Source organism: Bacillus sp. GS3m_15504 (assembly GCF_055825275.1).
Genome location: NZ_JBVVNL010000003.1, coordinates 195197 through 214109, shown reverse-complemented (window position 1 = coordinate 214109; position 18913 = coordinate 195197). Strand labels below are relative to the sequence as shown.

The 18913-nt window shown below is 39.1% G+C and carries 22 protein-coding genes and 1 tRNA gene; 15 read left to right on the top strand and 8 right to left on the bottom strand.

Going from position 1 to position 18913, the window contains the following annotated elements; all coding sequences use genetic code 11:
* Positions 1-54 precede the first annotated feature (54 nt).
* The 6 genes from AC0L0O_RS23135 to AC0L0O_RS23110 all read left to right on the top strand — a co-directional run bounded on the left by AC0L0O_RS23135 (position 55) and on the right by AC0L0O_RS23110 (position 4719).
* Entirely contained in the window at positions 55-861 is an 807-nt protein-coding gene (locus tag AC0L0O_RS23135) for a DUF368 domain-containing protein (protein WP_000455202.1), read from the top strand.
* A gap of 228 nt (positions 862-1089) precedes the next feature.
* Complete coding sequence (locus AC0L0O_RS23130) at positions 1090-1548, top strand: NUDIX hydrolase (RefSeq protein ID WP_001190080.1); 459 nt, start codon at positions 1090-1092, stop codon at positions 1546-1548.
* A gap of 20 nt (positions 1549-1568) precedes the next feature.
* Positions 1569-2450 carry an RNase adapter RapZ gene (gene rapZ / locus AC0L0O_RS23125; RefSeq protein ID WP_000138464.1) on the top strand — a complete coding sequence of 294 codons (882 nt, stop codon included), beginning with the start codon at positions 1569-1571 and terminating at the stop codon, positions 2448-2450.
* A gap of 3 nt (positions 2451-2453) precedes the next feature.
* A complete protein-coding gene (locus AC0L0O_RS23120) occupies positions 2454-3407 on the top strand; it encodes a gluconeogenesis factor YvcK family protein (RefSeq protein ID WP_000712177.1) in 954 nt (317 codons plus the stop codon).
* An 89-nt stretch (positions 3408-3496) separates the two neighbouring features.
* Positions 3497-4447, top strand: coding sequence for a DNA-binding protein WhiA (whiA, locus tag AC0L0O_RS23115; protein ID WP_000006561.1), 951 nt, complete (start codon positions 3497-3499; stop codon positions 4445-4447).
* Positions 4448-4470: 23 nt separating this feature from the next.
* Positions 4471-4719 carry an HPr family phosphocarrier protein gene (locus AC0L0O_RS23110; protein ID WP_000250307.1) on the top strand — a complete coding sequence of 83 codons (249 nt, stop codon included), beginning with the start codon at positions 4471-4473 and terminating at the stop codon, positions 4717-4719.
* A gap of 324 nt (positions 4720-5043) precedes the next feature.
* Here AC0L0O_RS23110 and clpP read toward each other — a convergent pair whose 3' ends face one another.
* From clpP to AC0L0O_RS23070, 8 genes are all read right to left on the bottom strand, one after another.
* The gene (clpP, locus tag AC0L0O_RS23105; protein WP_001049162.1) at positions 5044-5625 is read right to left on the bottom strand and encodes an ATP-dependent Clp endopeptidase proteolytic subunit ClpP; all 582 of its coding nucleotides are present in this window, start codon (positions 5623-5625) and stop codon (positions 5044-5046) included.
* 241 nt (positions 5626-5866) lie between these two features.
* Entirely contained in the window at positions 5867-6736 is an 870-nt protein-coding gene (locus tag AC0L0O_RS23100; RefSeq protein ID WP_000018934.1) for a DUF421 domain-containing protein, read from the bottom strand.
* Positions 6737-6756: 20 nt separating this feature from the next.
* A complete protein-coding gene (locus tag AC0L0O_RS23095) occupies positions 6757-6963 on the bottom strand; it encodes a DUF1657 domain-containing protein (protein WP_000215915.1) in 207 nt (68 codons plus the stop codon).
* An 11-nt stretch (positions 6964-6974) separates the two neighbouring features.
* Positions 6975-7325, bottom strand: a complete 351-nt coding sequence (gene spoVAE, locus AC0L0O_RS23090; RefSeq protein WP_000575919.1) for a stage V sporulation protein AE — start codon at positions 7323-7325, stop codon at positions 6975-6977.
* Positions 7322-8338 carry a stage V sporulation protein AD gene (gene spoVAD / locus AC0L0O_RS23085; RefSeq protein ID WP_000938967.1) on the bottom strand — a complete coding sequence of 339 codons (1017 nt, stop codon included), beginning with the start codon at positions 8336-8338 and terminating at the stop codon, positions 7322-7324. Before spoVAD ends, spoVAE begins: the two co-directional genes overlap by 4 nt.
* The gene (gene spoVAC, locus AC0L0O_RS23080; protein WP_000095399.1) at positions 8339-8815 is read right to left on the bottom strand and encodes a stage V sporulation protein AC; all 477 of its coding nucleotides are present in this window, start codon (positions 8813-8815) and stop codon (positions 8339-8341) included.
* A 30-nt stretch (positions 8816-8845) separates the two neighbouring features.
* A complete protein-coding gene (locus AC0L0O_RS23075; protein WP_001228539.1) occupies positions 8846-9331 on the bottom strand; it encodes a YhcN/YlaJ family sporulation lipoprotein in 486 nt (161 codons plus the stop codon).
* A gap of 93 nt (positions 9332-9424) precedes the next feature.
* A complete protein-coding gene (locus tag AC0L0O_RS23070) occupies positions 9425-9631 on the bottom strand; it encodes a DUF1657 domain-containing protein (RefSeq protein WP_000216166.1) in 207 nt (68 codons plus the stop codon).
* A 205-nt stretch (positions 9632-9836) separates the two neighbouring features.
* Between AC0L0O_RS23070 and AC0L0O_RS23065 the strand changes: the two genes are divergently transcribed.
* From AC0L0O_RS23065 to eno, 9 genes are all read left to right on the top strand, one after another.
* Positions 9837-9912 (top strand) — tRNA-Arg (locus AC0L0O_RS23065).
* A gap of 258 nt (positions 9913-10170) precedes the next feature.
* Positions 10171-11478, top strand: a complete 1308-nt coding sequence (gene rpoN, locus AC0L0O_RS23060) for an RNA polymerase factor sigma-54 (RefSeq protein ID WP_000647969.1) — start codon at positions 10171-10173, stop codon at positions 11476-11478.
* A gap of 9 nt (positions 11479-11487) precedes the next feature.
* The gene (locus tag AC0L0O_RS23055) at positions 11488-11733 is read left to right on the top strand and encodes a glutaredoxin family protein (RefSeq protein ID WP_000869728.1); all 246 of its coding nucleotides are present in this window, start codon (positions 11488-11490) and stop codon (positions 11731-11733) included.
* A gap of 136 nt (positions 11734-11869) precedes the next feature.
* On the top strand, positions 11870-12898 hold the full coding sequence (gene cggR, locus AC0L0O_RS23050; protein ID WP_001258187.1) for a gapA transcriptional regulator CggR: 1029 nt from the start codon (positions 11870-11872) through the stop codon (positions 12896-12898).
* A gap of 26 nt (positions 12899-12924) precedes the next feature.
* Positions 12925-13929, top strand: coding sequence for a type I glyceraldehyde-3-phosphate dehydrogenase (gene gap, locus AC0L0O_RS23045; protein ID WP_000161236.1), 1005 nt, complete (start codon positions 12925-12927; stop codon positions 13927-13929).
* Positions 13930-14068: 139 nt separating this feature from the next.
* Positions 14069-15253 carry a phosphoglycerate kinase gene (locus tag AC0L0O_RS23040; RefSeq protein WP_001036338.1) on the top strand — a complete coding sequence of 395 codons (1185 nt, stop codon included), beginning with the start codon at positions 14069-14071 and terminating at the stop codon, positions 15251-15253.
* Between the two features lie 32 nt (positions 15254-15285).
* Positions 15286-16041, top strand: a complete 756-nt coding sequence (gene tpiA, locus AC0L0O_RS23035) for a triose-phosphate isomerase (protein ID WP_001231038.1) — start codon at positions 15286-15288, stop codon at positions 16039-16041.
* A complete protein-coding gene (gene gpmI, locus AC0L0O_RS23030) occupies positions 16038-17567 on the top strand; it encodes a 2,3-bisphosphoglycerate-independent phosphoglycerate mutase (protein WP_001231152.1) in 1530 nt (509 codons plus the stop codon). Before tpiA ends, gpmI begins: the two co-directional genes overlap by 4 nt.
* A gap of 30 nt (positions 17568-17597) precedes the next feature.
* Positions 17598-18893, top strand: coding sequence for a phosphopyruvate hydratase (gene eno, locus AC0L0O_RS23025; protein WP_000103950.1), 1296 nt, complete (start codon positions 17598-17600; stop codon positions 18891-18893).
* Positions 18894-18913 lie beyond the last annotated feature (20 nt).

The following is an 18913-nucleotide window of genomic DNA, read 5'->3' as shown; positions in this document are numbered from 1 at the left end:
ATATACTGAACTTTACGGAAAAAATCACTATAAGAAATGAGGAATTTATTCAGTATGGAATGGCGTAATATATATCGTGGATTTTGTATGGGCGTTAGTGATTTAATTCCTGGTGTGAGCGGCGGTACAATCGCTGTTGTGTTAGGGATTTATGAACAATTGCTTGCGGCAATTAGTGGATTCTTTAGTCGTGAATGGAAAAAACATTTAGGATTTTTAATTCCACTTGCAGCTGGTGTGGCAGCAGCGTTTTTAACGTTAAGTCACGTTATTAAATATTTACTTGCAAATCATTATGAACCGACTCAATTTTTCTTCCTCGGTTTAATTATTAGTATATTACCGATGTTAATGAGGGAAGCTGATGCAAAGTCATCGTTTAAAGGTAAGCACATTGTTTTATTAATAGTTGCAGCAATTCTTGTTGCGATCACAGCTTTCTTTAAACCAGATAAGACAGCAGATCCAATTACGACGTTAACAATTTTAAATGCAATTGGTTTATTTTTCGCAGGATGGATGGCTAGTATGGCTATGTTACTTCCTGGAATTAGCGGATCATTTATTTTATTAATTATTGGTGTGTATCCAACAGCAATTAATGCTTTAACTACACTCAACTTGCCTTTAATTGCAGTTATTGGTGCTGGTGTTATGGTAGGGTTTGTTGTAAGTAGTAAAGGAATTAGTTTCTTATTAGATCGTTATAAAAGTATGACATTTGCGGCAATTATTGGACTAGTTATCGGTTCGATTGTAATTGTGTTCCCTGGTATTCCAACTGAAGGGTTTTCAATTATAAGTTCAATTATTACCTTTATTTTAGGATTTGCGATTGTTACTTATTTCGGTAAGAAATAACGGCTTTAATCCCCTTGGCGATAAAAATCGTTAAGGGGATTTTTCATGCTATACATTGAAAGTCCAGGCATTTACATTGCTTGTTATAGAAAGCTTTTTTAAAATTGTTGAGTAGCATATGCTTAGGGGAAGAGGACTGGCTCCTTCGTTGTAGCAAACTGTTTTTGATAGTATAATGAAATGAGTATGCAGTGAGAAATTTGCTGCAAGTAGCTGAGGTGAAGAAACATGCAAAGAGTGACAAACTGTGTGTTAATTAGAGATAATGAAGTACTCTTACTCCAAAAACCTCGTCGAAATTGGTGGGTTGCACCAGGCGGGAAAATGGAGCGTGGTGAGACGGTAAGAGATTCCGTTGTCCGCGAGTACCGTGAGGAAACAGGTATTTATTTAAAGAACCCAGCGTTAAAGGGGGTCTTCACCTTTGTTATCCAAGAAGGTGATAAAGTTGTTTCTGAATGGATGATGTTCTCCTTTTTAGCGACAGATTTTGCAGGAGAAAACAAACTAGAGAGCGAAGAAGGCATCATTGGCTGGCATACATTTGATAAAATTGATGATTTAGCAATGGCACCAGGAGATTATCACATTATTGATTATTTAATTAAAGGAAATGGAATAATCTACGGTACATTTGTATATACCCCAGATTTTGAGTTGCTTTCATATCGATTAGATCCGAGTTAAACCGTCAAGGAGAGGATACGATGACAGAGAATAATGATATAAAAATGGTAATTATTACAGGAATGTCTGGAGCTGGAAAGACAGTAGCTTTACAAAGTTTTGAAGATTTAGGATATTTCTGTGTAGATAATTTGCCACCGATGTTATTGCCGAAGTTTATTGAGCTTATGGCGGATTCAAAAGGGAAAATGAATAAAGTAGCACTTGGCGTTGATTTACGTGGCCGAGAGTTTTTCGAACATTTATGGGGAGCGCTTGATGATTTATCAGAACGCACATGGATTATTCCTCATATTTTATTCTTAGATGCGAAAGATAGCACGCTTGTAACTCGCTATAAAGAAACGAGACGTTCGCATCCACTTGCACCAACTGGTTTGCCGTTAAAGGGAATCGAGATAGAGCGCAGCTTATTAACTGATATGAAGGCACGCGCTAACATTGTGCTTGATACATCGGATTTAAAACCGAAAGAATTACGTGAAAAAATTGTTCACCTATTTTCAACTGAAACGGAGCAAGCGTTTCGTGTAAATGTTATGTCATTTGGATTTAAGTACGGCATTCCAATTGATGCAGATTTAGTATTTGATGTTCGTTTTTTACCAAATCCATATTACATTCCACATATGAAGCCATTAACAGGACTAGATGAAGAAGTTTCATCGTATGTGCTGAAATTTAATGAGACGCATAAGTTTTTAGAGAAATTGACGGATCTGATTACTTTCATGCTGCCTCATTATAAAAGAGAAGGCAAGAGTCAACTTGTAATTGCAATTGGATGTACAGGTGGACAGCATCGTTCTGTTACGCTTACAGAATACCTTGGGAAACATTTGAAACCAGAGTATAGCGTTCATGTATCTCATCGTGATGTGGAGAAGAGAAAGGGCCATTAAGGGATGAAAAAAGAGAGAAAACCTAAAATTGTTATCATGGGAGGCGGAACGGGACTTTCTGTTTTATTACGAGGGTTAAAACAATATCCGGTCGATATTACAGCAGTTGTTACAATCGCTGATGATGGTGGCAGTTCAGGTAGATTACGTGATGAGCTAGAAATTCCACCCCCAGGTGACATTCGTAACGTACTTGTTGCGTTATCAGATGTAGAGCCACTGGTGGAAGCTTTATTTCAGCATCGTTTCACAACCGGAGATGGGCTGAAAGGTCATGCGTTAGGAAATTTATTATTGGCAGGTATGACCTCGATTACAGGAGACTTCTTCCATGCCATTACAGAAACAAGTAAAGTTTTAAATGTTAGAGGACGTGTATTACCGGCAGCGAATCAAAGTGCAGTACTGCATGCGGAACTAGAAGATGGAGAAATTGTAACAGGTGAATCAAAGATTCCTTATTTCGGAAAGAAGATTAACCGTGTCTTTTTAACCCCAGAAGATGTAGAGCCGTTACATGAAACGTTGACTGAGATTAAACGAGCTGATTTACTTGTTTTCGGTCCAGGAAGTTTGTATACGAGTATATTACCGAATTTAGTTGTTAACAAAATTGGGGACGCTGTTCTTGCTGCAAAAGCGAAGAAGGTATATGTGTGTAATGTTATGACGCAAGCTGGTGAAACGATGGGATATACTGCGTTTGACCATGTGCAGGCGTTACATGATCATTTAGGTAAACCATTTATCGATACTGCAATTGTAAATAACCGTGATATTCCTTGTGAATTACGTCAGTTATACGAGGAAGAAATGTCGGCACCAGTTGTAGTAGATGAAGAGCGTTTTATTGAAAATAATATTGATGTGATTCAAGATCAATTAGCGAAGTATGATGACCGTGTTGTAAGGCACGATACATTAAAATTAGCTTCTATTTTATATTCACTGTTGTAGATGTGCGTTATCTCGTTTGAGGTAACGCTCCTCATTTCATATAGGACAAGATTTTTGTTCCACAATAATCGTATAAGGAGGTGTTGGCTGTGTCATTTGCATCAGAAACAAAGAAAGAGTTGACGAATCTAGAGATGAAGGAATGCTGTGAGAAAGCAGAATTATCAGCGTTGCTTCGCATGAACGGATCACTTTCTTTTTCAAACCGTCGTCTATCAATCGATATTCAAACGGAAAATGCGGCAATTGCAAGAAGGATTTATACGCTTTTGAAAAAAGGATATGACGTGACGGTAGAATTACTTGTTCGTAAAAAAATGCGATTGAAGAAAAATAATGTATATATCGTAAGGCTTGTTGAGAAGTCTCGCGAAATATTAGCTGATCTTCATATCGTACGAGATGACTTTTCATTTATTCGAAATATATCACAAGAATTAATTGAGAAGAAATGTTGTAAACGATCGTATTTACGCGGTGCATTTTTAGCAGGTGGTTCAGTAAATAACCCAGAAACATCATCTTATCATTTAGAGATCTTTTCGTTATATAAGGAACATAATGATGCTATATGTGAACTGATGAACGGATTTGATTTAAATAGTAAGACGTTGGAAAGAAGAAAAGGGTACATTACGTATTTGAAAGAAGCAGAAAAGATTACAGAGTTTTTAAATATTATAGGTGCACATAATGCACTTTTGAGATTTGAAGACATTCGAATCGTACGTGATATGCGTAATTCTGTAAATCGTTTAGTGAACTGCGAAACAGCTAATTTAAATAAAACAATTGGTGCAGCGCTAAGGCAGATTGAAAATATCCGCTATATTGATGAGACGGTTGGTCTTGATATATTGCCGGATAAACTAAGAGAAATTGCGCAACTACGAAGAGATTATCAAGATGTAACATTGAAAGAGTTAGGTGAGATGGTATCCGGGGGGAAAATTAGTAAATCGGGTATTAATCATCGTTTGCGTAAAATCGATGATATTGCAGAGAAATTACGCGCGGGGGAAACGGTAGCAAAAAAATAAGAGGTTAAAGGGGAAATGGAGCTGTGGTTCAAAAAAGAGTTCAGGTTTCATTAAAAAACGGTTTACAAGCACGTCCGGCTGCGTTGTTTGTACAAGAGGCCAATCGCTTTCATGCAGATATCTTCATCGAGAAAGATGGAAAGACAGTAAATGCAAAGAGCATAATGGGGATTATGAGCTTAGCAATTGGAACTGGTAGCATGATAACAATTACAACAGAAGGTTCAGATGCAGAAGAGGCTTTAGAGGCATTAGCTGCATATGTACAGTAAGAAAGCTATCGCGTATGTGCGATAGCTTTTTTGTTTTGTTATTTGCGCGGATTGGTGGGGAGGGTATGTGGAGTGTGCATGCTTGTCGAGGATTGTCGGTAAGTCGATAAGTTGTGTCGAAACGTCGATATATGAAAATAATCGCCGATATAATTGGAGTTACGGTCGATATATTTGAAAAATCGCTGATATATTTAGGTCGATACCGGGTGGAGTATACGCGTGCAGAGATCTAAGTATAAAAAAAGCGCCCTGTGAGAGGGCGCTTTTTTATGTATCCAGCTCCAGCGATTCTAAACGAGCCGCTTCCGCTTTAAATATTTATTAACGATTTGTAAAGATCTTATCGATTAAACCGTATTCTAAAGCTTTTTCTGCTGTCATGAAGTTGTCGCGGTCTGTGTCGCGTTGTAGTACTTCAAGTGGTTGACCTGTGCGGTCAGCAAGAATTTGGTTTAGTTTTTCACGTAAGAATAGAATACGTTTTGCAGCGATTTCGATTTCAGTCGCTTGACCTTGTGCCCCACCAAGTGGTTGGTGAATCATTACTTCACTGTTTGGAAGTGCATAACGTTTTCCTTTTTCACCTGCTGCAAGTAAGAATGCACCCATAGATGCAGCCATACCGATACAGATTGTTGATACTTGCGGTTTAATAAACTGCATTGTATCGTAAATTGCCATACCTGCTGTGATAGAACCACCAGGGCTGTTGATGTAGATATGAATATCTTTTTCAGGATCTTGAGATTCCAAGAATAAAAGCTGGGAAACGATTGAGTTAGCTACGTTGTCATCAATTGCACTACCAAGCATAATGATGCGGTCTTTTAATAGTCGAGAGTAAATATCGTAAGCGCGTTCTCCACGATTTGTTTGTTCAATTACTGTAGGAATTAAATTCATCTGTTATTTCCTCCTTCAAAAGCTTTCTTAGTCTTATAATACAATTATGGTCAATAAAGGTCAAACGAAACCACTTTAAATCAAAAAAATATGTAGTTGTACCATGAAATATTCGCTATGTTTTTGAAATTCCCTGCTTATGTATCTTCAACATCATAACCGAATTACATAAATTTAAACGTTAGAAAAGCGATAGGAAAAAAGAAAAGAACGCCTTTTTACTGAAGCGTTCTTTCGATATCTATTCTTTTAAAAGATAGGTCACTTTATTTAAAATCTTTTCGATTTGTTTCGCGTTTTTACTATACATTTCGCTTGCTGATTTCGACTTTGTTTCTAAGGAAAATAGTTCAAGATCAGCATGACATTTTTTTAAAGATGCCAATAATAAAGGTTTGTTTTGAGGAGAAGGCATTTGTAGTTTGTCATTATAAATGTCGATAGTAAGTTGTCCATATGAATCCACTTGACCGAGAAAGACGTTTTCAATGACAACACCGAGTTTTTCTAGTTCAGAATGTAGCCAAGCTCGGTTATGACCGCTTGCGGAAAGTGGTTCATCTAGTACATTCCCATCCATAATAACAGTTTGTGGTTCTTTTTCATTCGGCACTTTTAAACCGAGATCTTTTGCAGTAAGTGGCTGAAAATCTTTCTTTAATAATACATTTAATTCTCCGCTCGGTTCTAAGACAGCAAATTCGACTTCAGCTATACTGAATGCACCATTTCCTCTAAGAAGTTCAAGTAACTCATCACTTGTATATTTTTCTTGTTTTAAATTATCCTCAAGTACTTTGCCATCTTTTATTAACACTGTAGACTTCCCTTCAAAAAAATCTCTAGCAGTTTTGTTTTTTAGGGAGAGAATTCCGACAAAGAAGGGTACTGAGGCGAAAATAAGTATGGCAAAGACACCATGGAAAAACTTTTGATCAAGCCCTGTAGCTATTTGAGCGGCGATATCACCGATTGTCATTCCTGCTATGTATTCAAAAAAGGAAAGTTGGGAGATTTGCCTTTTTCCTAAGCATTTTGTAATAGTGAATAAAATGATTAATATGAATACAGAGCGAAGAATGACCAGTGTCCATTCCGGCAGGTGAGACATAGTCATTTCCTCCAGTCTACTTAAAACCCTTTATATTGAGGTTCTTCACGTTCTAATACGGAAACTCTATTTTGTAAATCAACGATGATGCTATCCATTTCTAACATACATTCATGAAATACGCGTTTTGCTTCATCGTCTGTAGAATTTAGCGAAAGGGAGCTTAAGCTTGCTTGAGCGCCCCTGACACTAGCAAGGCAGGTTTTTACGCTAGCGATAACAGTCATACGAACACCTCTTATCCTTTCGGTTTGAATAGTAATGCTCCGATGAAGCCGAAAATAATAGCTGCGGATACACCGGCGCTCGTTACTTTAAACATGCCAGTAATAACACCAACGATGCCATGTTTTGCAGCTTCTTCCATTGCACCGTGAACGAGTGCGTTACCGAAGCTTGTAATAGGTACGGTTGCCCCAGCTCCGGCGAAATCAATTAATGGTTCATACAAATTGAATCCATCTAATATAGCTCCAGCAACAACGAGTGTTGCCATTGTATGAGCTGGTGTTAGCTTTCCAACATCAAACATAAGTTGGCCGATTACACATATAAGTCCGCCAATGACGAAAGCCCAGAAAAAAATCATTGCGTTGCACCTCCAAATTCAATCGAAACGGCGTGAGCGATACACGGAATCGTTTCTTCTTGTTGGAATGTAAGTGGAGATAGTAAAGCGCCTGTCGCAACGACAAGTATTTTATTAAACTCTCCTCTTTTCATTCGGTTTAATAAGTGACCGTATACGACAGTTGCAGAGCATCCTGGTCCGCTAGCACCAGCGATGACAGGCTGCCCTTCTCTATAAATGAGTAGCCCGCAATCTTGAAACTGTTCGCTCGTTACTTTCGTTCCATGTTTATGTAGTAAGTCATAAGCAATTTCACGGCCGACATGTCCGAGGTCACCCGTTACGATTAAATCGTAGTAAGAAGCATCAATTTGTCGTTCGCGTAAGTGAGCTTCAATTGTATCAACGGCAGCTGGAGCCATTGCCCCTCCCATATTAAACGGATCTGTTAACCCCATATCAACCACTCGTCCGATTGTGGCGGATGTTACCCTAGGACCGTGTCCAGTATCGCTTAAAATAGCAGCACCAGCCCCGGTTACTGTCCACTGCGCGGTAGGTGGTTTTTGCCCACCATATTCGGTAGGATAGCGGAACTGTTTTTCTACAGCGGTGTTATGGCTTGATGCCCCGGTTAATAAATATTTTGCGCCTTTTGCATTTACGATACTTGCTCCAAGTGCTAAACCTTCCATAGAAGTAGAACAAGCGCCGAATAGTCCGAGATAAGGAGTGCCCAGTGTACGGCAAGCAAAGCTTGTAGGAGTAATTTGATTAATTAAATCGCCTGCGAGTACAAATTGAATATCGTCTTTACGAAGGTTTGCTTTTTCAGTAGCGCGGCTACAAGCTTCTTCGAACAAAATTTTATGTGCTTTTTCATAGGAATCTTGTCCGAGCCATAAATCTTCATGGAGGGTATCGAAGTCTTCTGGAATTTTTCCTTTAGCTTCAAACGGCCCACCAACGACTCCCGTCGAAATAATAACTGGTTTGTTTTCAAATACCCATGTTCGGTGTCCTTGTAACATTTATAGCCCTCCCCATTGAACGAGAATCGTTTTAATAAGTGCGATGACGAAAGCGGAAAATACACCAAATAAAATAACAGAACCAGCTAATTTAAACATGTTACCGCCAACACCAAGGACAAAACCTTCTGTTCGGTGTTCGATACATGCGGCGATAACAGAGTTGCCAAATCCAGTGACAGGTACAGCTGTTCCTGCTCCGGCAAACTGACCAAACCGATCGTATATACCAAATCCAGTTAATAACATGGAGATGAAAATAAGAGTTGCGACTGTTGGATTTCCTGCTGAGCGTTCAGTGAAATCAAAATATGTGATATAAAATGTAGAAATGAGTTGTCCGATGAAGCAAATAAAACCGCCGACGAAAAAGGCTTTTATACAATTTTTCAAGACAGGGCGCTTCGGTTCTCGTTCTTGTTCGAATTTTTTATACTCCTGTTGCACAGGGGTTAAGTTTTTATCTTTACTAGACATTGCGATCCTTCCTTTTCTTAAAAAAAAGCGTTAAGTGTTAGACTCCATTTTTTTCCCAATGAATTTTAATTGTTTATTAATTTCATCTTTAGATACTTCTTTTTCCTTAATTTTTCTTTCGAGTTTTTCGAGTAACATAAAGATTTTTTTATCTGTACTGACACGAACATCGAAAGTAGGATGCTCATCACTTAGCTGTTTTTGAAGCTTCTTACGAAGAGGTTTTAATCCAAACCTTTCGTGATGCTCCGGTATAACTGCTATATAGAGATCTAAATTTGAATTTACTGCCGCACTTTTTATAATCCCATCCATAGCGAGGGCCCTTTTCTTGGCTCCTTGTGATATAGATTGATTAAAGGATTCCGTACTCATCTTTGTTAATTTAGGACCTTTCTCTTTCTCCGTTCGTTTTGCTTCTTCTTTCACTTTTTTATCTAAGGGACTATTATCACATCCGGTAAAAGAGCTAAATAGAAGGGCAAATAATGCGGTTATGAGCCCGAGTTTTCGCATAATTATCATTCCATTTCTATTGCAATATGTAATGTGATAGAAAAAGGATGACTGCATATCATCCTTTTTCTATTTCACAGCATGACGAATCCGTTATTGCTGTGAGTATTGTGGTTCTTCTTGTTGGACTTCTTCAACGCGAGGGTTTAAAGAATCGATAATCGTTTGTGTTTGCTGCGCAGCTGTTTGGAAAAGTTGCTTCGCTTGTTGGTTATCCGTATCAAGAGCGAATCCCTCTAAGCTAGCTTGTGCACTTTTTAATCCAGAAACAGTTTGCTTTAATTTCGTAATTACAGTCATTGAATGAAGCCCCCTTTGGAATATCAATTCAAAGGTTATAATTTGTGAGTTGGGGGGAATTTATGATTGGAAAATTTAGGGGATGGTGCTTTGTTGATGTAATCATAACTAAGGTGCATAAAGGATTATGGGGATATTTTTATTGATTTAGATGGATTTTATTGCTATTATTATGAGAAGAAAATGAAGTATATTTTATAATTATGCGCCCATAGCTCAGTCGGATAGAGCGGTGGTTTCCGGTACCACGTCTGCCGGGGGTTCGAATCCCTCTGGGCGCGTCAAAAAGTCCTAACTTACGTTTTGTAGGTTAGGACTTTTTTTATTTCCCTCTTGTTATATCTAGTAATAAGATTTACTATTAGTACTTGATAATAATTTATCGACTTATTATTTTCTTTCAATATTATTCAAATTTCGGTTGTAAGTTGTAAATCTCATTAATACATATAAATTAATAATATTTTGGAATGGGTGTCTGTGATAGGATTCTCCTTTTACCAAACTTATTGTACAATAGAAACAAGGGGGAGATTAGTTTGAAGGCAAGTCTTTTACAAGAACAAAGCTTACGTTTGGCAATGACACAAGAGTTAAGGCAAGCGATTACAATGCTCCAGTATAATGTACAAGAATTATCGGAGTTTTTGTATGAGCAATCGTTAGAGAATCCCCTTATTGAGTTAGGTGGTTTTGAGAGGGAGAAGAAAAAGAGCTCTAACAACAGTAAAAGTACCAGCAAACAAGTCGAGAATCAGATGGAAATCTACAGTGTGGATTCAACAACGATTCAGCAACATTTATTAAATCAAATACAGTATTATAAAATAGAGGAAGAAGAGCGAAAAGTAGCTTCTTTCATTATTATGAACATGGATGGAAATGGGTATTTACAAGAAACGAATGAAGAGTTAGCAAATCTTCTTTCCGCACCACTGCATGTAGTCGACCGCTCTGTAGAGCTTGTCCAATCACTCGAGCCAGCAGGGGTAGGGGCGCGTAATATTCAGGAATGTCTAACCTTGCAATTGAAGCGCTTACAAAGGCGGAATGGATTGGCAGAAGAGGTTGTAGAAGATCATTTCGCTTATTTCGTGAAGAAAGATTGGAGAAAGCTTGTTCAAGTGTTGAAGTGTAGTAATGAAGAATTACAGGATGCAGTAAATTGTATAACGTCATTACAACCAAAACCAGGTCTTGCGTTTTCTTCTGATAAACCACTTTATATTGTGCCTGATATGGCAGTGAAAAAAGATGGCGATCGTCTCGTTTTACAAATGAATGAGAGAAATATGCCGAGAATTGAGATTCATTCTGAATATAGTGCGCTTCTTAATAATAGTGAAAGTGAAGTAGCATCTTACGTATCAGAAAAGTATCAGCATGTGCAGTGGATTATGCGTAGTTTGAAGCAGAGAAAACAAACCCTTCTGCAAGTGATGACCATTATTATGGAAAAACAACGTGATTTCTTCTGGAAAGGTCCGGAGTATTTAAAGCCACTTGCTTTAAAAGAAGTAGCAGAAGAGCTAAGTGTGCATGAATCTACAATTAGTCGTGCAACGCGAAATAAATATGTGCAAACACCACACGGTTTATTTGAGATGAAATCGTTCTTTAGTAATGCCGTTTCGACGACTGAAGATGAAGCGGTTTCTACAAAGCGTGTAAAACAATTTATTCAAACGCTTGTTGAGGCGGAGAATAAGAAAAAGCCACTTTCAGACCAAAAGATTTCAAAATTGTTAGAAGAAGAACATGAAATTGTTATTTCTCGAAGAACAGTGGCGAAGTATAGAGAGCAAATGCACATCCCGGCGTCGTCATTACGAAAAACGATCGGATAGGTGAAGAAGATGAAAGTTGTACTGTATACAAAAAAAGATTGTGGCCTTTGCGTGAAGGCGAAACAAGTTTTACAGGAAGTGCAATGTGAATATTCTTTTCAAATCGAGGAAATAGATATATATGAAGATAATGACCTTTTAGAAAAATATCATCTAATGATTCCAGTTGTAGAAATAGACGAAAAACAAGTAGAATATGGTAACATTCACAAAGGTGTCATAATAAACTATATAAAGAATGCAGTTAAGAGTTGAATAAGTTTCTATCTCCTGTTACAATAATACACGTAGCAGGGATTATTTTTTTAACCTATGTGGGACACAAAATGTCACTACGGGACGTAAAGTGACCATGGAGGAAAAATGAACCAATGTAGTGAGGAGAAAAGATATGCGCTCATGGATTCAGAACACAAAAAAATTATTACCTGATCTGCTACCTGTTATGCAAACGAGAATGCAAATTCTTCAATACATTAGGCTCATGCAGCCGATTGGAAGAAGAAACTTATCAGCAAGTCTCGGTATGACAGAACGAGTATTGCGAAGTGAAGTTCAAGTTTTGAAAGAACAAAACTTAGTTCACGTCGCTTCTTCTGGAATGACATTGACAGAAGAAGGAACAGCTTTAGTTCTTGCTTTGGAAGACTTTATGAAAGAAATTTCCGGGTTAAAGGTTTTAGAAAAGCAACTTAAGGAAACATTAGACTTGGATGAAGTTTTCGTTGTCCCTGGTGATAGTGATGAATCGCCTTGGGTCAAACTGGAGATGGGCCGTGCTTGTGTGACTTGTATAAAAGACCGTCTGACAGCGAATAATATCGTTGCTGTGGCTGGAGGAACTACGCTAGCTGCTGTTGCGGACATGATGCAGCTTGATTGCAAAGATTTACATATGCTATTTGTCCCAGCACGTGGTGGAATTGGAGAAGGCGTTGAATTAGAAGCCAATACCATTTGTGCCAAAATGGCGCAAAATACGATGAGTAATTATCGCTTATTGTATGTCCCAGACCATGTTAGCAGCGAAGCATATGCGTCTATTGTGACAGAGCCTTCCGTGAAAGAAGTTCTTGAGTTGATTCGATCTTCCAATATCGTCATTCATGGAATAGGTGATGCGTTAACAATGGCACGTCGCAGAAATACTTCAGAAGCAGATTGGTTAAAGATTCAGGCAAGCGAAGCAGTTGGCGAAGCTTTCGGTTACTACTTTAATGAACAAGGAAATGTTGTTCATAAAGTAAGAACAGTTGGTATGCAACTAGAGGATTTACAAAATGTATCTCACGTTGTTGCAGTCGCTGGAGGTTCTTCAAAGGCAAAGGCAATACAGGCTGTAATTAAACAAGGGCACACTTCAATTCTAATTACAGATGAAGGTGCAGCAAAACAGTTAACAAAGGGTATTACCCTTTAATATAATCCCCCAAGGAGGAAATTCAAATGACTAAAATTGGTATTAATGGATTTGGACGTATCGGACGTAACGTATTCCGCGCAGCTCTTAACAACTCTGAGGTAGAAGTAGTAGCAATCAACGACTTAACAGATGCTAAAACATTAGCTCACCTTTTAAAATATGACACAGTTCACGGAACTTTAAATGCAGAAGTATCTGCTAACGAAAACAGCATCGTTGTTAACGGTAAAGAAATTAAAGTTATCGCTGAGCGTGACCCAGCTCAATTACCATGGAGCGACTACGGAGTAGAAGTAGTAGTAGAATCTACTGGCCGTTTCACTAAAAAATCAGACGCTGAAAAACACTTAGGTGGATCAGTTAAGAAAGTTATCATCTCAGCACCAGCTTCTGACGAAGATATCACTGTAGTTATGGGTGTTAACCACGAACAATACGATGCAGCTAACCACAACGTAGTATCTAACGCTTCTTGTACTACAAACTGTCTAGCTCCATTCGCTAAAGTATTAAACGAAAAATTCGGCGTAAAACGCGGAATGATGACAACAATTCACTCTTACACTAACGACCAACAAATCTTAGACTTACCACACAAAGATTTACGTCGTGCTCGTGCAGCAGCTGAAAACATGATCCCAACATCTACTGGTGCAGCTAAAGCTGTAGCATTAGTATTACCAGAACTTAAAGGTAAATTAAACGGTGGCGCTGTACGTGTTCCAACTGCTAACGTTTCTCTAGTTGACCTAGTTGTTGAACTTGACAAAGAAGTAACAGTTGAAGAAGTAAATGCAGCATTCAAAGCAGCAGCTGAAGGCGAATTAAAAGGTATCCTTGGATACAGCGAAGAGCCATTAGTATCTATCGACTATAACGGATGTACAGCTTCTTCTACAATCGATGCATTATCTACAATGGTAATGGAAGGTAACATGGTTAAAGTACTTTCTTGGTACGATAACGAAACAGGTTACTCTAACCGCGTAGTAGACTTAGCAGCTTACATGACTTCAAAAGGTCTTTAATTCTTAATTATATAAGTTATCAATGACAAAACGAGGGAGAGGGTTTGTTCCCTCTCTCTCTTCTTTCGTTTTAAAAGCAAATGTGTTAAGCTTTTGAGTGGGTTTTGTCAATCCTAACTAGTAGTCGGAGGGAAATCCAATGAACAAAAAATCAATTCGTGACGTAGATTTAAAAGGTAAGCGTGTATTTTGCCGCGTTGACTTCAACGTACCTATGAAAGAAGGCAAAATTACAGATGAAACTCGTATCCGTGCAGCTCTTCCTACAATTCAATATTTAGTAGAGCAAGGTGCGAAGGTTATTTTAGCAAGCCACTTAGGCCGTCCAAAAGGTCAAGCAGTAGAAGAATTACGTCTTACTCCAGTAGCAGCACGTTTAGGCGAGCTTCTTGGTAAAGATGTTAAAAAAGCAGACGAAGCATTCGGACCAGTTGCACAAGAAATGGTTGCAGCAATGAACGAAGGCGACGTATTAGTTCTTGAAAACGTACGTTTCTATGCGGGCGAAGAAAAGAACGATGCAGAACTTGCGAAAGAATTTGCAGCTCTTGCTGACATCTTCGTAAACGATGCATTCGGTGCAGCTCACCGTGCTCATGCTTCTACAGCAGGAATCGCAGACTACCTACCAGCAGTATCTGGTCTATTAATGGAAAAAGAGTTAGAAGTATTAGGTAAAGCACTTTCTAACCCAGAACGTCCATTCACAGCTATCATCGGTGGTGCGAAAGTAAAAGATAAAATCGGTGTAATTCGTCATCTATTAGACAAAGTAGATAACTTAATCATCGGTGGCGGACTTGCTTACACATTCGTTAAAGCTTTAGGTCATGAAATTGGTCTATCTCTATGTGAAGACGACAAGATTGAACTAGCTAAAGAATTTATGCAACTTGCAAAAGAAAAAGGCGTAAACTTCTACATGCCAGTTGATGTTGTAATCACTGAGGAATTCTCTGAAACTGCAACAACTAAAATCGTTGGTATCGACTCTATCCCTTCTAACTGGGAAGGCGTGGACATCGGTCCTAAAACACGTGAAATTTATGCAGATGTAATTAAAAACTCTAAGCTTGTTGTATGGAATGGACCAATGGGTGTATTCGAAATGACTCCATTCGCAGAAGGTACAAAAGCAGTAGGACAAGCATTAGCAGATGCAGAAGGTACATACTCTGTTATCGGCGGTGGTGACTCTGCAGCAGCTGTTGAAAAATTCGGTATGGCTGATAAAATGAGCCACATTTCTACTGGCGGCGGTGCGTCATTAGAATTCATGGAAGGTAAAGAGCTTCCAGGTGTAGTTTGTCTTAACGACAAATAAGTAGCAGCCAAAGAAAAAGGACGGTGCAAAGCATGCGTAAACCAATTATCGCAGGTAACTGGAAAATGAATAAAACTCTATCTGAAGCAGTTAGCTTCGTAGAGGAAGTTAAAGGTCAAATCCCAGCAGCTTCAGCTGTTGATGCAGTAGTTTGCTCTCCAGCTCTATTCTTAGAGCGCCTTGTAGCAGCGACTGAAGGAACTGATTTACAAGTAGGTGCACAAAACATGCACTTCGAAAAAAATGGTGCATTCACTGGCGAAATTAGTCCAGTAGCACTTAGCGACTTAAAAGTAGGCTACGTAGTACTTGGCCACTCTGAGCGTCGTGAAATGTTTGCTGAAACAGATGAGTCAGTAAACAAAAAGACTATTGCAGCATTTGAACATGGTTTAACACCAATCGTATGTTGTGGTGAGACTTTAGAAGAGCGCGAAAGCGGAAAAACATTTGATCTAGTAGCAGGTCAAGTGACAAAAGCACTTGCAGGTTTAACAGAAGAGCAAGTTAAAGCAACTGTTATCGCTTATGAGCCAATCTGGGCTATCGGTACAGGTAAATCTTCTTCTTCTGCAGATGCAAACGAAGTATGTGCGCACATCCGTAAAGTTGTTGCAGAAGCTGTTTCTCCAGAAGCTGCAGAAGCTGTTCGTATCCAATACGGCGGTAGCGTAAAACCAGAAAACATTAAAGAGTACATGGCACAATCTGACATCGACGGCGCTTTAGTTGGCGGTGCTAGCTTAGAGCCTGCTTCGTTCTTAGGTCTTCTGGGGGCGGTAAAATGAGAAAGCCAACAGCTTTAATCATTCTTGACGGTTTCGGACTTCGTGAAGAAACTTACGGGAATGCTGTAGCACAAGCTAAGAAACCTAATTTTGATGGTTACTGGAACAAATTCCCTCACACAACGCTTACAGCTTGTGGCGAGGCAGTAGGTCTTCCAGAAGGTCAAATGGGTAACTCTGAGGTTGGTCACTTAAATATCGGTGCTGGCCGCATTGTATATCAAAGCTTAACACGCGTAAACGTTGCAATTCGTGAAGGTGAGTTCGATAAGAACGAAACATTCCAAAGTGCAATTAAAAGCGTAAAAGAAAAAGGTACTGCACTTCATTTATTCGGTTTACTTTCTGACGGTGGTGTGCACAGTCACATGAACCACATGTTTGCTCTTCTTCGCTTAGCAGCTAAAGAAGGCGTTGAGAAAGTATACATTCATGCATTCTTAGATGGCCGCGATGTTGGACCAAAAACAGCACAGAGCTATATCGATGCAACAAATGAAGTAATTAAAGAAACAGGAGTAGGACAATTCGCGACTATCTCTGGTCGTTATTACTCCATGGACCGTGACAAGCGTTGGGATCGCGTAGAAAAATGTTACCGTGCTATGGTGAATGGTGAAGGCCCTACTTATAAATCAGCAGAAGAGTGTGTAGAAGACTCTTATGCAAATGGTATCTACGATGAATTCGTATTGCCGTCTGTAATTGTTAACGAAGATAACACGCCAGTTGCAACAATCAATGATGATGATGCAGTTATCTTCTATAACTTCCGTCCAGACCGTGCAATTCAAATTGCTCGTGTATTTACAAACGAAGACTTCCGTGAGTTCGATCGTGGTGAAAAAGTACCTCACATTCCAGAATTCGTATGTATGACACACTTTAGTGAAACAGTGGATGGTTACGTGGCATTCAAGCCAATGAACCTTGATAACACTTTAGGTGAAGTTGTTGCGCAAGCGGGATTAAAGCAACTTCGCATCGCGGAAACTGAAAAATATCCGCACGTTACATTCTTCTTTAGCGGTGGTCGTGAGGCTGAATTCCCAGGAGAAGAGCGTATCTTAATTAACTCACCGAAGGTTGCAACGTATGACTTGAAACCTGAAATGAGCATTTACGAAGTAACGGACGCTTTAGTAAATGAAATCGAAAATGATAAACATGATGTTATCATTCTTAACTTTGCAAACTGTGATATGGTTGGCCATTCTGGGATGATGGAACCAACAATTAAAGCAGTAGAAGCAACTGACGAATGTTTAGGAAAAGTTGTAGAAGCGATTCTTGCAAAAGATGGTGTAGCACTTATTACTGCTGACCATGGTAATGCTGATGAAGAATTAACTTCTGAAGGAGAGCCAATGACAGCTCATACAACTAACCCGGTTCCTTTCATCGTTACTAAGAACGACGTAGAATTACGTGAAGATGGTATCTTAGGTGATATCGCTCCAACAATGCTTACACTTCTTGGTGTTGAGCAACCGAAAGAAATGACAGGTAAAACAATTATTAAATAATTTGCTTATATAAAAAGGAGAGAATTTATTATGTCAACAATTATTGATGTTTATGCTCGCGAAGTCCTTGACTCTCGTGGTAACCCAACTGTAGAAGTAGAAGTTTACACAGAAAGCGGCGCTTTCGGACGCGCTATCGTACCAAGTGGTGCATCTACTGGTGAGCACGAAGCAGTAGAATTACGTGACGGTGACAAATCTCGTTACCTTGGTAAAGGTGTTATGAACGCAGTAAACAACGTTAATGAAGCAATCGCTCCAGAAATCGTTGGTTTCGACGTAACTGACCAAGCTGGTATCGACCGTGCTATGATCGAATTAGATGGCACTCCAAACAAAGGTAAACTAGGCGCTAACGCTATCCTTGGTGTATCTATGGCAGTAGCTCACGCAGCAGCTGACTTCGTAGGTCTTCCATTATACCGTTACCTTGGTGGATTCAATGCAAAACAATTACCAACTCCAATGATGAACATCATCAACGGTGGTTCTCACGCTGATAACAACGTTGACTTCCAAGAGTTCATGATCTTACCAGTTGGTGCTCCAACATTCAAAGAATCAATCCGTATGGGTGCTGAAGTATTCCATGCACTTAAAGCTGTATTACATGACAAAGGTCTTAACACTGCAGTAGGTGACGAAGGTGGATTCGCTCCAAACCTTGGTTCTAACCGTGAAGCATTAGAAGTAATCATCGAAGCTATCGAAAAAGCTGGTTACAAAGCTGGCGAGAACGTATTCTTAGGAATGGACGTTGCTTCTTCTGAGTTCTACAACAAAGAAACTGGTAAATATGACCTTGCAGGCGAAGGCCGTACTGGCTTAACTTCTGCAGAAATGGTTGATTTCTACGAAGAGCTTTGCAAAGACTTCCCAATCATCTCTATCGAAGATGGTTTAGACGAAAACGATTGGGATGGTCACAAATTATTAACTGAGCGTCTTGGTGATAAAGTACAATTAGTTGGTGACGATTTATTCGTAACTAACACTCAAAAACTTGCTGAAGGTATCGAAAAAGGTATCTCTAATTCAATCTTAATTAAAGTTAACCAAATCGGTACTTTAACTGAGACTTTCGAAGCTATCGAAATGGCTAAACGTGCTGGTTACACAGCAGTTGTATCTCACCGTTCTGGTGAAACTGAAGATGCTACAATCGCTGACATCGCAGTTGCAACTAACGCTGGCCAAATCAAAACTGGTTCTATGAGCCGTACTGACCGTATTGCTAAGTACAACCAATTATTACGCATCGAAGACGAACTAGGCGAAATCGCTGTTTACGATGGTATCAAATCTTTCTACAACATCAAACGATAATTGTAGAAAATAACGACAGA

Excerpts from the sequence above, each read along its gene's own strand:
- AC0L0O_RS23135 (WP_000455202.1), top strand. The coding sequence starts at position 55 with ATGGAATGGCGTAATATATATCGTGGATTTTGTATGGGCGTTAGTGAT.
- AC0L0O_RS23130 (WP_001190080.1), top strand. The coding sequence starts at position 1,090 with ATGCAAAGAGTGACAAACTGTGTGTTAATTAGAGATAATGAAGTACTC.
- rapZ (WP_000138464.1), top strand. The coding sequence starts at position 1,569 with ATGACAGAGAATAATGATATAAAAATGGTAATTATTACAGGAATGTCT.
- AC0L0O_RS23120 (WP_000712177.1), top strand. The coding sequence starts at position 2,454 with ATGAAAAAAGAGAGAAAACCTAAAATTGTTATCATGGGAGGCGGAACG.
- clpP (WP_001049162.1), bottom strand. The coding sequence starts at position 5,625 with ATGAATTTAATTCCTACAGTAATTGAACAAACAAATCGTGGAGAACGC.
- AC0L0O_RS23100 (WP_000018934.1), bottom strand. The coding sequence starts at position 6,736 with ATGTCTCACCTGCCGGAATGGACACTGGTCATTCTTCGCTCTGTATTC.
- AC0L0O_RS23095 (WP_000215915.1), bottom strand. The coding sequence starts at position 6,963 with ATGACTGTTATCGCTAGCGTAAAAACCTGCCTTGCTAGTGTCAGGGGC.
- spoVAE (WP_000575919.1), bottom strand. The coding sequence starts at position 7,325 with ATGATTTTTTTCTGGGCTTTCGTCATTGGCGGACTTATATGTGTAATC.
- spoVAD (WP_000938967.1), bottom strand. The coding sequence starts at position 8,338 with ATGTTACAAGGACACCGAACATGGGTATTTGAAAACAAACCAGTTATT.
- spoVAC (WP_000095399.1), bottom strand. The coding sequence starts at position 8,815 with ATGTCTAGTAAAGATAAAAACTTAACCCCTGTGCAACAGGAGTATAAA.
- AC0L0O_RS23075 (WP_001228539.1), bottom strand. The coding sequence starts at position 9,331 with ATGCGAAAACTCGGGCTCATAACCGCATTATTTGCCCTTCTATTTAGC.
- AC0L0O_RS23070 (WP_000216166.1), bottom strand. The coding sequence starts at position 9,631 with ATGACTGTAATTACGAAATTAAAGCAAACTGTTTCTGGATTAAAAAGT.
- AC0L0O_RS23055 (WP_000869728.1), top strand. The coding sequence starts at position 11,488 with ATGAAAGTTGTACTGTATACAAAAAAAGATTGTGGCCTTTGCGTGAAG.
- cggR (WP_001258187.1), top strand. The coding sequence starts at position 11,870 with ATGCGCTCATGGATTCAGAACACAAAAAAATTATTACCTGATCTGCTA.
- gap (WP_000161236.1), top strand. The coding sequence starts at position 12,925 with ATGACTAAAATTGGTATTAATGGATTTGGACGTATCGGACGTAACGTA.
- AC0L0O_RS23040 (WP_001036338.1), top strand. The coding sequence starts at position 14,069 with ATGAACAAAAAATCAATTCGTGACGTAGATTTAAAAGGTAAGCGTGTA.
- tpiA (WP_001231038.1), top strand. The coding sequence starts at position 15,286 with ATGCGTAAACCAATTATCGCAGGTAACTGGAAAATGAATAAAACTCTA.
- gpmI (WP_001231152.1), top strand. The coding sequence starts at position 16,038 with ATGAGAAAGCCAACAGCTTTAATCATTCTTGACGGTTTCGGACTTCGT.
- eno (WP_000103950.1), top strand. The coding sequence starts at position 17,598 with ATGTCAACAATTATTGATGTTTATGCTCGCGAAGTCCTTGACTCTCGT.